Origin of the sequence: Microtetraspora sp. AC03309 (assembly GCF_020826795.1) — a bacterium.
GTDB lineage: Bacteria > Actinomycetota > Actinomycetes > Streptosporangiales > Streptosporangiaceae > Microtetraspora > Microtetraspora glauca.
Genome location: NZ_JADDIL010000130.1, coordinates 1 through 13,680, shown reverse-complemented (window position 1 = coordinate 13,680; position 13,680 = coordinate 1). Strand labels below are relative to the sequence as shown.

Below are 13,680 nucleotides of genomic sequence, written 5' to 3'. Positions count from 1 at the left end.
GTGTGGGGACGGCGGAAACGGTGTGGGGGCGGGGGAGACGGCGTGAGGAGATTGAGGGAAAGAGTGGCTCGGGAGAGGGGGTCGGCCACGGTCTGGATGGTCACGCTCATGGCCGTGGTGTGGGTCGTCGCGCTGGCGGTGCTTCAGGTCGGAGCGGTGAGGGTGGCGCGCCATCGGGCGCAGAGCGCGGCCGATCTCAGCGCCCTGGCGGCGGCAGCACACGCCTTCTCCGCGCCGGAAGGGGCATGCCGGCGTGCGGACATGGTGGCGATGGCCAATGGCGCGCGGATGGATTCCTGCGCGCTCTCAGACGGCATCGTGGACGTCGCTGTCGCCGTCACGGTGCCGCGTGTCCTGCCCATCGCGGGTGTCGGGACGGCGACGGCTCTCGCCCGCGCGGGACCCGTCACGGCACCTTGACCCACGGCACCTTGATCGCTACCAAAGGCTGGGATGGCCCGGGAGCCGTGACCGCCCGAGCCGTGACTGCCCGAGCCGTACCTGCCCGGAGCCGTACCTGCCCGGAGCCGTGACTGCCCGACCCGTGACTGCCTAGGGCTGTGATTGCCCAGGGCCATGATCGGCTGAGTCCTGATCAATCCAGGCCCTGATCACTCCGGGCGGGTGTCCGAGCCGAGCAGGATGCCGAGCAGGCGGAGCGCGCCGGCCTTGTCGAGGGGTTCGTTGCCGTTGCCGCACTTGGGCGACTGGATGCAGGACGGACAGCCCTGCTCGCATTCGCAGGAGGCGATGGCCTCCTGGGTGGCGGAGAGCCAGTCGACGGCGCGGGCGAAGCCTCGTTCGGCGAAGCCCGCCCCGCCGTCATGGCCGTCGTACACGAAGACCGTCAGCAGACCGGTGTCCTGGTGGAGTTGCGTGGAGACGCCGCCGATGTCCCATCGATCACACGTCGCGAACAGGGGGAGCAGGCCGATGGAGGCGTGTTCCGCGGCATGAGCCGCACCACCGAGGTCCACAGGCTTGCCGTCGGTGTCAGCCATCAGCGGCGCGAGCGCGAGGTCGGGCAGTGTCCACCAGACCGCCCGGGTGTGCAGCGTTCGAGGTGGCAGGTCCAGCGGTTCCTCGCCGAGGGACTCGCCGGTCTGGGTGCGCCGCTTGATGTACGAGACGACCTGCTGGGTCACTTCCACGGATCCGAAATGCAACTCGCCCGGCCCGAAAGGCTGCATACGGATCGATTCGGCCACCCGAATATCCGTGATGTCTCTCGCGTACGTGGTGTAGTCGGGTTCGGCCGCCGTGACCAGGGCGACGTCGGAGTCGAGATCGAGCAGGTCCACGACGAACGTCTCGCCCTGATGGACGTACACCGCCCCGGAGTGGACCGTCATGTGGGCGGACGGCTCGTCCACGGTGCCGAGGAGCCGTCCCGTGGCAGCCTCCACGACCTGGATCGGAGCGCCTCCCGCGCCGCGGATGTCGGCCAGATCACAGGCGCGTCCCCGGCTGGTCCAGAACCAGCCGGTGGTGCGCTTCCGCAACATCCCCCTGTCCACCAGGTCGTCGAGGACGTCCGGTGCGGCGGGGCCGAAGACCTCCAGATCCTGCTCGGTCAGCGGGATCTCCGCGGCGGCCGCGCACAGATGAGGAGCCAGCACGTACGGATTGTCGGGATCGAGCACGATGGCCTCCACCGGCCGGCCGAACAGTGCCTCCGGATGGTGGACGAGGTAGGTGTCCAGCGGGTCGTCCCGGGCCACGAGCACGGCGAGGGCGTCCTGTCCCGCCCGCCCGGCCCGTCCCGCCTGCTGCCAGAGCGAGGCGCGGGTGCCCGGCCAGCCGGCGATGAGCACGGCGTCCAGCCCGGACACGTCGACACCGAGTTCCAGGGCGTTGGTGGTGGCCAGGCCCATCAGCGAACCCGACCGCAGCGACTTCTCCAGCGCCCGCCTGTCGTCGGACAGGTAACCCGCCCGGTAGGCCGCCACCTGGGACGGCAGATCGGGGGAGATCTCTTCGAGATTCCTCCGCGCGGTGAGCGCGACGGTCTCGGCGGCCCGGCGGGACCGGACGAAGGCCAGCGTTCGCACCCCTTCGACGACGAGGTCGGTGAGCAGGTCGGCCGTCTCGGCGGTGGCCGTGCGCCGGATCGGCGCGCCGTTCTCGCCCCGCAGGTCCGTCAGAGGCGGCTCCCAGAGCGCGAAGGTGGCGGAACCCCGGGGCGAGGCGTCCGTGGTCACCTCGGCCATCTCAAGGCCCGTCAGGCGTGTTCCCGCCAGGGCGGGGTCACTCGCGGTGGCCGACGCCAGCAGGAAGGTGGGGCGGGAGCCGTGCTTCCCACAGACCCGCCGCAGGCGGCGCAGGATCTGGGCGACGTGCGAGCCGAAGACGCCGCGGTATCCGTGGCATTCGTCGACGATCACCAGCCGGAGCCGTCGCCAGAACGAGGACCAGCGGGCATGGCCCGGCAACATCGACCGATGCAGCATGTCTGGATTCGTCAGGACATAGTTGGCGTGCTGCCGTACCCAGGGACGTTCCTCCGCGGGAGTGTCACCGTCGAAGGTGGCCGCCCTGACCTGGGCCAGTCGCAGCGCCCTGACCGCGCGGAGCTGATCGGCGGCGAGTGCCTTCGTCGGTGTCAGGTAGAGCACGGTGCCGCCTGCCAGGACGTCGGCCACGGCCGGGAGCAGGTAGGCCAAAGATTTTCCCGAGGCGGTGCCAGTGGCAATGATCACGTTTTGGCCACGCCAAACGTGCTCGGCGGTGTCGAGCTGGTGTTGCCAGAGGCCCGATATGCCCTGGTTCTCCAATCGGCTCACCAGCACGTCCGGAGCCCACTCCGGCCAGCCGGCCTGGCCCGCCTGACGTGCTGGAACGTGCTCGACATGCGTGACCCGCCCGCTGCGCGACGGTGCCGAGAGCAGCCGTGCCAGGAGAGGGCCTGTCCGACGTGAAGGTGAGGTAGACGAAGTCACTGGTTTCCACTATGGCATCTGTGGGGAGAGTCGCTCGGAGTCGGGATTTCGTATAGACACGGAGTCGTAGCGTGGTTGAATGCCGCGCGTCGGGGTCGTTCTTCTGGGGCTTTCGGGCTTCCAGGATGCACGACCTCCATCGAGGACCTACGCATGCAAGGCGCTGGAGGATCTGTGGATCTGAAGTTGGACCACCATTCCGAGGACAACCTCACCATCGTCGATGTCGAAGGTGAGATCGACGTCTACACCGCGCCCAGACTGCGTGAGCTGCTGATCGACCTGGTCAACAAGGGCAACTTCCACCTCCTTGTGAACATGGAGAAGGTGGACTTCCTGGACTCCACCGGGCTCGGCGTGCTGGTCGGCGGGCTCAAGCGGGTGCGGGCGCACGACGGCTCCCTGGAGCTCGTCTGCACGCAGGAACGCATCCTGAAGATCTTCCGGATCACCGGTCTCACCAAGGTCTTCGGGATCTACGCCTCGGTGGACGAGGCGAAGGAAGCCCACGGCCGAGACAAGTGACGGCCGAGGAGCCAGCATGGCCACCGTCGAGCTGACGTTCAGCGCACTCCCGGCCCACGTGCGTACGGCACGGCTGGTCGCCACGGCCATCGCCCGGCGCACCGGCGTGTCGGAGGCGCTGCTGGACGAGGTGCGGCTCGCCGTCGGAGAGGCGTGCTCGCGGGCAGTGGAGGCGCATCGCGTCCATTGCCCGGGAGAGCCGATCGTCATCGAGTTGCGCGACGACTCGGGACGCTTCGAGGTCACCGTCACCGACGTCGCTCCCAGCGACGACCTCCAGCAACCCGTGATCCCCACGGACGGGACCCTCGTGCCAGAGATGCCCGGCCTCGGGATCGCGGTCATCGCGGGTCTGGCCGACGACGTCGAGGTGTCGTCCGGCGCCAAGGGCATGCGCATCCGCATGAGCTGGCCCGCGTCGCCCAACGGCGTAGCCGCGGTCTGATCGAGATCGAGTGCCTCCCTGTAGGGGGCGGCGCTCGATCTTTTTATGCTGCTCAACCTCCCCGATATTCGGACGCCCGAAACTCTGTATTCCCGTCTGTCGTAATTCGGATGACATGAGGTCAAGGAAGCAGCGTGGCCAGGCAAAGATCCCGTTATTCCTGAACGCCATCAGGATTAGCTGGCGAAAGGGCCTTCATATCCGCCGTCTCGCTGCGTAGACTCCCCGCACCGGCCAAGGTATTGCGGATGCAACCGGAAGCGGCACTGCCAACCACCCGGAAGGCGCCGCTCGGCCCGCCGAAACCATTGACAGCAGCGCCGTCCGGGACATACGAGTCGGCGTGGATAGCAGCGCATTTCTTCGTTGTTCGCGCGGACTCCAGAACCCGTCTGGCCGAGGAGGACGGATGTCTGCCTATTTTGCCGCTGACGAAGGCGCAGCGGTATCCCTGAGCGGTTCCCATCTCACACTCGTCGTTGTGGTCGCCGCGGTGGCCCTGATCGCTCTCGCCGTAGCGGGCGGTCTCGTCCGCGAAGTGCTCGCCGCGGGGCAAGGCACCGAGCGAATGCAGAACATCGCGAAAGCCGTACAGCAAGGTGCCGCCGCGTACCTCACGCGGCAGTTCCGGACACTTGCCATCTTCGTCGTCATCATTCCTTTCCTGTTGTTCCTGCTGCCGTCCAGTTCGACGAGCGTGGCCGTGGGGCGCTCGGTCTTCTTCGTGGTGGGCGCGGTGTTCTCCGCGCTGACCGGCTTCACGGGCATGTGGCTCGCCGTCCGGGGCAACGTCCGTGTCGCGGCCGCCGCCAGGGGCGCGCAGGCCGGAGGAGAGGGCATCACGCCAGGTGAGAAGGCCGCGATGCGCATCGCCTTCCGCACCGGCGGCGTGGCGGGCATGTTCACCGTCGGCCTTGGTCTGCTCGGCGCCGCGATCGTCGTGCTGATCTACAAGGGCGATGCCCCGAGCGTGCTGGAGGGCTTCGGCTTCGGCGCCGCGCTGCTCGCCATGTTCATGCGGGTCGGCGGCGGCATCTTCACCAAGGCCGCCGACGTCGGCGCCGACCTCGTCGGCAAGGTCGAGCAGGGCATCCCCGAGGACGACCCGCGCAACGCGGCCACCATCGCCGACAACGTCGGTGACAACGTCGGCGACTGCGCCGGCATGGCGGCCGACCTGTTCGAGTCGTACGCGGTCATGCTGGTCGCCAGCCTGATCCTGGGCAAGGCGGCCTTCGGCACCGAGGGCCTGGTGTTCCCGCTGATCGTCCCGATGATCGGTGTCATCACGGCGATCATCGGCATCTTCACCACCGCGCCGCGCAGCGGCGACCGCAACGGGATGGCCGCGATCAACCGCGGCTTCTTCATCTCCGCCGCCATCTCCGCAGTGTTGGTGGCCGGCGCGGCGTTCGTGTACCTGCCCGCCAGCTTCAGCGAGCTGTCCGGGGTGAGCAAGGAGATCGCCGGGCTCGGCTCCGACCCGCGCCTGATCGCCATCGGTGCCGTGATCATCGGCCTGGTGCTCGCCAGCGCCATCCAGATCCTCACCGGCTACTTCACCGAGACCAATCGCCGTCCCGTGAAGGAGATCACGGAGAGTTCGCGGACCGGCGCGGCGACCGTCATCCTGTCCGGCATCTCGGTCGGCCTCGAGTCCGCCGTGTACTCGGCGCTGCTCATCGGCGGCGCCGTCTACGGCGCCTTCCTGCTCGGCTTCGGCAACGTGACCGTGGCGCTGTTCGCCGTCGCGCTGGCCGGCACCGGCCTGCTGACCACGGTGGGCGTGATCGTGTCCATGGACACGTTCGGCCCGGTCTCGGACAACGCGCAGGGCATCGCGGAGATGTCCGGCGACGTCGAGGGTGAGGGCGCCCGCGTGCTCACCTCCCTCGACGCGGTCGGCAACACCACCAAGGCCATCACCAAGGGCATCGCCATCGCGACGGCCGTACTGGCCGCCACGGCGCTGTTCGGGTCGTTCCGTACGGCGGTCGAGGGAGAGCTGGCCAAGGCCACCCAGGGCGTCAAGGACGCGCTGGGCTCGTTCGCGAACTTCAGCCTCTCGGTGGACTCGCCGAACGCGCTGGTCGGTCTGATCATCGGTGCCGCGGTGGTGTTCCTGTTCTCGGGTCTGGCGATCATGGCGGTCGGCCGGGCCGCCGGACGCGTCGTCTTCGAGGTGCGCGAGCAGTTCCGCACCAAGCCCGGGATCATGGACGGAAGCGAGCAGCCGGACTACGGCCGCGTCGTGGACATCTGCACCCGTGACTCGCTGCGCGAACTCGCCACGCCCGGCCTGCTCGCCGTCATGACGCCCATCGCGGTCGGTTTCGCCTTCGGGTACGCGCCGCTCGGCGCCTACCTGGCGGGCGCGATCGCGGCGGGCACGCTGATGGCCGTGTTCCTGGCGAACTCCGGTGGTGCCTGGGACAACGCCAAGAAGCTGGTCGAGGACGGCCACTACGGAGGCAAGGGTTCGGAGGCCCACGCGGCGACCGTCATCGGCGACACGGTCGGCGACCCGTTCAAGGACACCGCCGGTCCCGCGATCAACCCGCTGATCAAGGTGATGAACCTGGTGGCGCTGTTGATCGCCCCCGCGGTCGTGGCCTACGCCGACAACGTCGCGCTGCGCGTCGGCGTGACGGCCGTGGCCATCGTGGTGGTCGTGGCCGCGATCGTCGTGTCGAAGCGCCGCTCGGGCGGCATCGCCTCGAACAACGAGGAGCGCACGCCGGAGACCGTGGCGAGCTGACACACCTGTTCGTCGAGGGCCTCCCGCGGGTGCGGGGGGCCCTCCTCCTTTTCCGGCGCATCTAGACTCAGGAGTCATGGACAAGCCATCCGGCGGGCGGAGCCTCCTGTTGATCCTGCTCGGCATGCTGGCGATGTTCGCGGTCATCGTCGCGCTCGCCGTGTGGGCGTCCCGATGAAGACGCTGATCGTCGTCCGGCACGCCACGGCCGCGCAGGTGCCGGGTCTGGCCGACCGAGAGCGTCCCCTCACCGAGCACGGGAGGCGGGAAGCCCGCGACGCCGGCGACCTCATCCGGCCGCTGAAGCCCGGCCTCGTGCTCTGCTCGCCGTCGGTCCGTACAAGGGAGACCGCCGAGTTGCTCGGGATCGACGCCCCGATCGAGGTCGAGCGCGACATCTACGAGGCGTACGCCGACGAGCTGCTCGACCTGCTCCGCCGTACCGGCCCCGAGATCGAGACGCTGGTGCTCGTCGGGCACAATCCGGGCGTTCACGAGCTCGTGCTCACCATCACCGGTGACGGGAACGCGGGCTTTCCTCCCGGGGCGTACGCCGTGATCGAGCTCCCCGGCGACTGGGACGACCTCGATCCGGGGACCGGCAACCTTGTCCGGGCTCACCGTCCCTAAACACTGGGCAGGCCGGGCCGCCCGTGCGCTGAAGGTCGAGGACCCTCGCCTGGCGCTCGGGTTCGGTGTGACCGGGTGCGCCTGTGTGGCCGTCCCGCTGATCCTCGGTCTGGTGACCGGCCATCCGGAGGACGGTGCCGTGATCAGCACCGGCGCCTGGCTGGTCGCCGTACGGGCCGTCCGCAATCCGGGCAGCGTCCGGGTGGCCCGCCTCCTCGGCGCCACCTTCGCCCTGGCTCTGGGCACGCTGCTCGGGATCCTCCTCGTCGCGGGGCACGACTGGCTTCTGGTCCTGGTGACCCCGGCGCTCGCGGCGCTCGGCATCGTGGTGCCGATGATGGGGCCGACGGCGGCGCTGGCGCTGCTGCTGACCGCGGCCAATCCGTTGCCCGTCGAGCCGATCCCGCATCTGGGGCTGATGCTCCTCGGGGGCCTGCTGTCCACGGTCGTGCTCCCCCTGCCGTGGCCGTGGCGCCGCGCCCGTGCACTGACGATCACCTTGTCCGAGACCGCCGCGTCCATGGCCGAACTCGTGGACGCGGTCGCCGACAGGAGCCTCGACCGGGACGCCTGGGACGAACGGCGGCGTACGGCCACCGCGGCGCTGGAGAAGGCCAGGAGGTCGTGCGCACGGCATCGCTGGCAGCGCCGCTCCCCGCAGGCGGAGGCGGTGGTGGCCGCCTTCCGGCGGGTGCTGTACGAGGCGGTGACGCTGCGGGGGCTGTGCATGACGGTGTACCGCCAGGTTCCGGACGCGGACGAGCGGGTGGGCTTCTCCGCGCTGACCACGACGCTCTGCCGTTCGCTGCGGTCGATGTCGGCGGCGCTCGCCCGCCCGGAGTCGGGCATGGAGCTTCCTGCCGGGATCGACGAGTTCAAGGAACGGGTCGACGCCCTGCGGGGCACCCGGCCGAAGGGGGAGCGCGAGCTCCTGCACCTCGTGATGCTGCGCCAGATCGAGCACTGCGCCGAGCGGCTCGCCTCGGCGGTGGAGAAGGCGGCCGGGCCCGCGCTGGAACTGTCGTCGCCGCGGCTGGTCCTGCCCCAGCTGGGCACTCCCGTCACGCCCGAGGTGCGCTATCGGCTGGCCTTGGACGATCCCGGGTTCCGGCACGCGCTGCGGGTCGGGCTGGGCACCCTGATCGCCATGCTGATCGTGGTGTTCGCCAGGCCCGCCTACCCGCAGTGGCTCGCGATCACCGTGCTGGTGACGATCCAGCCGACGTACGGCGAGACGATCGCGAGGGCGGGCGGGCGCACGCTCGGGACGGCGATCGGCGGGTTCGCCGCGGCCATGGTCCTGCTGGTCGCGCCGCACCGGTGGCCGCTGGCGATCCTGATCACGGTCGCGGCTCTGCTCGCGTTCGGTCTGGCCAGCGCCCGCTTCGCGTACTGGATCACGTTCCTGAACATGTTCGTGCTGCTGCTCATCGACTTCCAGGTGCCGCAGAAGCCGGGCCTCGCCGGGGCGCGGGTGGGTCTCACGCTCCTCGGAGGCGTCATCGCGCTGGCCTGCACCCGCCTGCTGTGGCCGCGCGGCGAGACCGTACGCCTGGCGGACCGGGTGGCGCGGATGCTCAGGACCCACGCGACGGCGTCGAGGACGCTGGCCAAGGTGAGCCGGGGCGAGTTGCCGGATGTGAAGGCGGAGGAGTCCATCAGGAAGGCGTCCAAGGCGGCGACGGCCGTCTCCAAGGCTCTCGACTACATCGCGCACGAGCCCGGGGTCACGGCGCCGGAGGAGGTCGCGGAGGCGATGTCCCTCACGCAGCGGGTCCGTGACGATCTGATCGCGGTCACCTCGGTGCTGCGGGAGGAGCGGGTCGAGGCGGGGCCCGTTCCGGATGTGCTCGACGCGGTCGCCGACCGGTTGGAGGATGCGGCGGACGCAGTGGAGGCCGGCGAGCCGTACGAGTCGGGGGGCAAGGTGGAAGGGAAGCTGGCCGACCTCTCCGGGTGGCTGGGCACGCTGGCCGAGCGGCGTCTGGACGAGCTGGACGTGGCCCCGGCCGACCGGGCGACGAAGGTCCGGCGGGCGCTGCTCCAGGCCGCGGCGGTCGACCACGCGATGCGCTCGCTCAACTCGGAGTCGGCGCGGCTGTGCGCCTACGCCACCGCCGCGTTCACCGCGGACCGGGCCGATCGGACCGATCTCCCGGTGGTCAGTGACGAGGTGTGACGACCCCGTCCTCGGCGTCGGCGGCCTCGACCTCCTCGCGGGAGATGCCGAGCAGGTAGAGGATCGAGTCGAGGTACGGAACGTTCACGGCGGTGTCGGCGGCCTGCCGCACGATCGGCTTGGCGTTGAAGGCGATGCCGATGCCGGCTGCGGCGATCATGTCCAGGTCGTTGGCGCCGTCACCGATGGCGACGGTCTGGCTGATCGGGATGCCCGCCTGCGCGGCGAACCGCTCCAGGGCGCGGGCCTTGCCGGGCCGGTCCACGATCTCGCCGATCACCCGGCCGGTGAGCCTGCCGTCGACGACCTCCAGCGTGTTGGCGGCGGAGTAGTCGATGCCGAGCTCCTTGACCAGACTGTCGGTGATCTGGGTGAACCCGCCGCTGACGATCGCGAAGCGGTAGTCGAGGCGCTTCAGCGTGCGCACGAGCGTGCGTGCGCCGGGCGTGTAGACGACCTCTTTGGCGACCTGCTCGAAGATCTCCTCGGGCAGGCCCTCCAGCAGGGCCACCCGCCGGGTCAGCGACTCGGCGAAGTCGATCTCGCCGCGCATCGCCTCCTCGGTCACCCGGGCGACCTCGCCGAGGCATCCGGCGTGCCTGGCCAGCAGCTCGATGACCTCGGCCTGGATGAGGGTGGAGTCGACGTCCATGACGATGAGCCGCTTGGCGCGGCGGTACAGGCCGGACCGCTGGACGGCCACGTCCACGTGCTGGAGCGCGGCCTCGGCGGCCAGCTCGGCCCGCATCGCGACCGGGTCGGCGCCGGAGACGGCGAGCTCGATGCACGTCACGGGGTAGCTCGACAGCCGTTCGATGCGGTCGATGTTGGCGCCGCACGCCGCGATCCTGCCGCTGATCCCGGCCATGGCGGCGGGCGTGAGCGGGGCGCCGAGCACGGTGACGTGCAGGCGGCCGCGGCGCCGCTTCTCCTTCGAGATGGTGCCGGTGGCGATCTCGAGTTCCATGTCGAGGTCGGCGGCGACCTGCTCGACGGCGGTCCACAGGCCGCCCAGGGTGCCACCGGTGCCGGTGGGCGGCCCGCCCGCGTAGGCGACGAGCACACCGAGGGTCAGCCGACCGCGGATGACGACCTGCTCGACGTCCGCGACGGTCACGGGGAACCCGGCCAGCACGGTGAACAGACGCGAGGTGACTCCCGGGCGATCCGGACCGGTGAGCGTGATCAGGAGCGTGCGCTGGTTCATCGCGGCCAACGCTACTTGGCCGGGGCCTGTGGTCGCGCATGGGGTTCACCATGCGGACGCCTGAGTGCCTTCACCGTGAGGCGCGGTGGTCATTTCGGCATGTCGTGATGGTCGCGAGACGCTTTCAGGGAAGGACGCGCGCCCATGACGATCTCTCTCGACACCGGCCGCTACACGGTCGGCATGGCCGCGAGCGCGGCTGACCTGCAGGCCGCCCAGCGGCTCCGGCACCGCGTGTTCGCCGAGGAGATGGGGGCACGGCTCGACACTCCCGTCTCCGGGCTCGACGTGGACGGCTTCGACGCCTACTGCGATCACCTCCTCGTCCGCGAGGGACGTGAGGTGGTCGGGACGTACCGGCTGCTGCCGCCGCGCCGGGCGGACCGGCTGTACGCCGACACGGAGTTCGATCTCGGCGGGCTCGCCGGGATCAGGCAGGACCTGGTCGAGGTCGGGCGCACCTGCGTGCACCCCGACCACCGTGAGGGCGCCGTCGTCGCCCTGCTGTGGGCCGGCATCGCGCGCTACATGGTCGACGGCGGTTTCCGCTGGCTGGGCGGGTGCTGCTCGATTCCCCTGGACGACGGCGGCGTGGCGGCCGCGGAAGTCGTGGACCGGGTCCCCCTCGGCCCCGAGGAGTACCGCGTCCGGCCGCGCACCCCGTGGCGGAAGCCCTGGGGCGGGACGGCGGTGGAGCCGTCCGGGCGGTTCGTGCCGCCCGCGCTGCTTCGCGGGTATCTGCGCCTGGGGGCGTGGGTGTGCGGTGCCCCGGCTCATGATCCGGATTTCGGCACGGCCGATTTCTTCGTGCTTCTGTCCATGGCACAGGTGGACCGGCGTTACCTGCGGCACTTCCTCGGCGGCCTCGGGTGACCGCGCCGCTCGTGGGTGCCAACCCGTGGCTGCGGGTGAGCCCGTGCTCGCCAGAGGCGTGCGTGCGGCCCCCGGAGGCCACGGCGGGCCCGGTCCGCCGTGCCGTACGGCTGGCCGCCGCGGCGCTCGTGCTGCTCGCCGGGATCCCCCTCTCCCTCGTCGCCAGAGGGGCACGTACGGCCCGCAGGGGCCGGATCGTGGCGGTGTGGGCGCGGGCGCTGCTCCGCGCGCTCGGCGTCAGGCTGGACGTGCGGAGAGGGTTCGCGTTCGTCGCCGGATCGCCCGTGACGGGGGCCGAGCCGGAGGAGGGCCGCGGGACGCTCATCGTGGCGAATCACGTGTCCTGGCTGGACCCGCTCGTGGTGGCGGCGACCGTGGCGTCGCGGCCCCTCGCCAAGCGGGAGATCGGCGCCTGGCCGCTGATCCGTACGCTCGCGGCCGGGTCGGGCGTGCTGTTCATCGACAGGGAACGGCTGTCGGCGTTGCCGGAGGTGGTCGGGAGTGTCGCCGCGGCCCTGCGCGCGGGCGACACGGTCGCGGCGTTCCCCGAGGGGACGACGTGGTGCGGGCGCGGCATGGGGGAGTTCCGGCCCGCGGTGTTCCAGGCGGCGATCGACGCGGGGGCGGCCGTGCGGCCGGTGACGCTGCGTTACCGGGAAGGTGAGGCGACGTCCACCCGAGGGTGCTACGTCGGGGATGACACGCTTCTCGCCTCGGTCCTCCGCGTGGTGGCGACGCGGAGGCTCGTGGTGGAGGTGACGCGGTTCCCCGAGGTACGGCTCGCGCGGTCGGGGAGGCGGCAGGAGGAGCGCGGAACCCTGGCCAGGATCGCCGAGGCGTACGTGCGGACGGCCGTGACCGAGCAGCACGGGGTGATGGAACGCGAAACGCCCGCCCGGTCGGGCCGGGCGGGCGTCACCGTGCTCAGGTCGCCGTATCTGGTCTGACGGATGCCGCTCGCGTGAGCGTGCGGAGAGGAAGGTCCGTCAGGTCCGATCTAGCGAACGACCTGGGTCTTGATCTTCCTGGTGTAGATCCAGCCCTTGATGCCGAGCTCCTTGAGGCGCTTCTTGTCGAGGTTCTCGGCGCCGTGGGGAACGTCGAAGTTGATCGCGCCGACCTCGCCCACCTGGGCGCCACGCGCGGTCTTCTTCAGGCGGAACTCGATGTAGAGCCAGTCGCTCTCGTCGACGTCAAGGACATTCGGGGTCCAGCACCAGAACTCGCGGCCCTCCCAGTCGCACTTCGTGCCCTTGGGGCCGTCCCAGTAGAGCTTCTTCTTGGTGTCGACGCCCTTGGGCAGGATGCCGCCGATGTAGTAGTAGTCCGCGGGGTGCGGACCGGTGTTGGTCGCGGTGAAGGAGTACTTGACCGTGGAGCCCGCCTTGGCCTTCTTCGTGTACTTCACGTTGGAGATCTTGAAGACGCTGTACGGGTCGTCGGCCTTGGCGACGGACGCCGCGGTGGCGCCGGCCGGCGCGGTAGCGAGAAGCGTGGCACCCGTGAGCGGGGCGACCAGCGCGAGCATGGCGATCTTTGCGATCGGGTGACGCATGTGTTTGTCTCCCAGAGGACGAAGGGGGGAAGTTGAAGAAAGGCCCCCCAGTAAACGCAAAGGTTTCTACCACTTCTGGGATCATGCGTAAAGATCTTTTTTATGGATACTTTACTCAATTTAGGTTTAAAGGCGAAATGTCGCTATTTGTCCTAGTTGTCTGTGCAGGACCGGCCGTCTGCGCAGATTCTGTGCCGGGGTTGGTTGTCGCGCGGAGTTCGGGTTCGGCTGGTCGTCTGTGCGGGGTTGGTTGCCTGTGCGGGGCTGTGGGCGGGGCGCGCTAGAGGATGAGGTGCGTGTCCCCGAACTCGTGCCAGAGGTAGCCCTCGTCGAGCGCGGCCCGATAGGAGCGGGACAGCAGGTCCTGCTCCGCGATGGCCGACAACATCATGAGGTGGCTGGAGCGTGGCTCGTGCAGCCCCGTGAGCAGCCCGTCCACCGCCCGTACGCCTTCGGATGGGGTCACGATGTGCGACGTCCACCCCTCGGCCGCCCATACAGGGCCGGTCAGATCAGGCCCCGTCAGATCATGCCGGGGTAGGTCGGGGCGGGGTAGGTCGGGGCGGGGC

The 13,680-nt window shown here is 69.9% G+C and carries 12 protein-coding genes; 8 read left to right on the top strand and 4 right to left on the bottom strand.

Annotated features, from left to right (window positions below):
• The first annotated feature begins 63 nt into the window (after window positions 1–63).
• Complete coding sequence (locus IMZ11_RS40585) at window positions 64–420, top strand: Rv3654c family TadE-like protein (RefSeq protein WP_228648561.1); 357 nt, start codon at window positions 64–66, stop codon at window positions 418–420.
• A 191-nt stretch (window positions 421–611) separates the two neighbouring features.
• Here IMZ11_RS40585 and IMZ11_RS40580 read toward each other — a convergent pair whose 3' ends face one another.
• Window positions 612–2,897: a DEAD/DEAH box helicase gene (locus IMZ11_RS40580; RefSeq protein WP_228648563.1), complete on the bottom strand. Its 2,286-nt coding sequence runs from the start codon at window positions 2,895–2,897 to the stop codon at window positions 612–614.
• A 216-nt stretch (window positions 2,898–3,113) separates the two neighbouring features.
• On the opposite strand from IMZ11_RS40580, the gene IMZ11_RS40575 reads away from it, so the two are divergent.
• The 5 genes from IMZ11_RS40575 to IMZ11_RS40555 all read left to right on the top strand — a co-directional run bounded on the left by IMZ11_RS40575 (window position 3,114) and on the right by IMZ11_RS40555 (window position 9,476).
• A complete protein-coding gene (locus IMZ11_RS40575; protein ID WP_061253913.1) occupies window positions 3,114–3,464 on the top strand; it encodes an STAS domain-containing protein in 351 nt (116 codons plus the stop codon).
• 16 nt (window positions 3,465–3,480) lie between these two features.
• Window positions 3,481–3,909 carry an ATP-binding protein gene (locus IMZ11_RS40570; protein ID WP_061253912.1) on the top strand — a complete coding sequence of 143 codons (429 nt, stop codon included), beginning with the start codon at window positions 3,481–3,483 and terminating at the stop codon, window positions 3,907–3,909.
• 409 nt (window positions 3,910–4,318) lie between these two features.
• On the top strand, window positions 4,319–6,667 hold the full coding sequence (locus tag IMZ11_RS40565) for a sodium-translocating pyrophosphatase (RefSeq protein WP_228648559.1): 2,349 nt from the start codon (window positions 4,319–4,321) through the stop codon (window positions 6,665–6,667).
• A 174-nt stretch (window positions 6,668–6,841) separates the two neighbouring features.
• Window positions 6,842–7,297: a histidine phosphatase family protein gene (locus IMZ11_RS40560; RefSeq protein WP_228648557.1), complete on the top strand. Its 456-nt coding sequence runs from the start codon at window positions 6,842–6,844 to the stop codon at window positions 7,295–7,297.
• Window positions 7,275–9,476, top strand: a complete 2,202-nt coding sequence (locus tag IMZ11_RS40555) for an FUSC family protein (RefSeq protein WP_228648555.1) — start codon at window positions 7,275–7,277, stop codon at window positions 9,474–9,476. Before IMZ11_RS40560 ends, IMZ11_RS40555 begins: the two co-directional genes overlap by 23 nt.
• Here the strand turns inward: IMZ11_RS40555 and serB are convergent.
• Entirely contained in the window at window positions 9,460–10,683 is a 1,224-nt protein-coding gene (gene serB / locus IMZ11_RS40550; RefSeq protein ID WP_228648552.1) for a phosphoserine phosphatase SerB, read from the bottom strand. The genes IMZ11_RS40555 and serB overlap by 17 nt on opposite strands.
• Before the next feature lie 144 nt (window positions 10,684–10,827).
• Between serB and IMZ11_RS40545 the strand changes: the two genes are divergently transcribed.
• Together IMZ11_RS40545 and IMZ11_RS40540 are read left to right on the top strand one after the other, a co-directional pair.
• Complete coding sequence (locus IMZ11_RS40545; RefSeq protein WP_228648551.1) at window positions 10,828–11,556, top strand: GNAT family N-acetyltransferase; 729 nt, start codon at window positions 10,828–10,830, stop codon at window positions 11,554–11,556.
• Window positions 11,553–12,503 carry a 1-acyl-sn-glycerol-3-phosphate acyltransferase gene (locus IMZ11_RS40540; RefSeq protein ID WP_228648548.1) on the top strand — a complete coding sequence of 317 codons (951 nt, stop codon included), beginning with the start codon at window positions 11,553–11,555 and terminating at the stop codon, window positions 12,501–12,503. The genes IMZ11_RS40545 and IMZ11_RS40540 overlap by 4 nt, the downstream gene beginning before the upstream one ends.
• Window positions 12,504–12,553: 50 nt before the next feature.
• Here the strand turns inward: IMZ11_RS40540 and IMZ11_RS40535 are convergent, their stop codons facing one another.
• Together IMZ11_RS40535 and IMZ11_RS40530 are read right to left on the bottom strand one after the other, a co-directional pair.
• Entirely contained in the window at window positions 12,554–13,111 is a 558-nt protein-coding gene (locus tag IMZ11_RS40535) for a DUF11 domain-containing protein (protein WP_228648546.1), read from the bottom strand.
• A gap of 280 nt (window positions 13,112–13,391) precedes the next feature.
• On the bottom strand, window positions 13,392–13,680 hold a 289-nt coding region (locus tag IMZ11_RS40530; protein ID WP_228648544.1), incomplete at its 5' end, for an S-adenosylmethionine:tRNA ribosyltransferase-isomerase.

Coding starts and splice junctions, on each gene's coding strand:
- IMZ11_RS40565 (WP_228648559.1), top strand. CDS start 4,319: ATGTCTGCCTATTTTGCCGCTGACGAAGGCGCAGCGGTATCCCTGAGC.
- IMZ11_RS40570 (WP_061253912.1), top strand. CDS start 3,481: ATGGCCACCGTCGAGCTGACGTTCAGCGCACTCCCGGCCCACGTGCGT.
- IMZ11_RS40560 (WP_228648557.1), top strand. CDS start 6,842: ATGAAGACGCTGATCGTCGTCCGGCACGCCACGGCCGCGCAGGTGCCG.
- serB (WP_228648552.1), bottom strand. CDS start 10,683: ATGAACCAGCGCACGCTCCTGATCACGCTCACCGGTCCGGATCGCCCG.
- IMZ11_RS40545 (WP_228648551.1), top strand. CDS start 10,828: ATGACGATCTCTCTCGACACCGGCCGCTACACGGTCGGCATGGCCGCG.
- IMZ11_RS40535 (WP_228648546.1), bottom strand. CDS start 13,111: ATGCGTCACCCGATCGCAAAGATCGCCATGCTCGCGCTGGTCGCCCCG.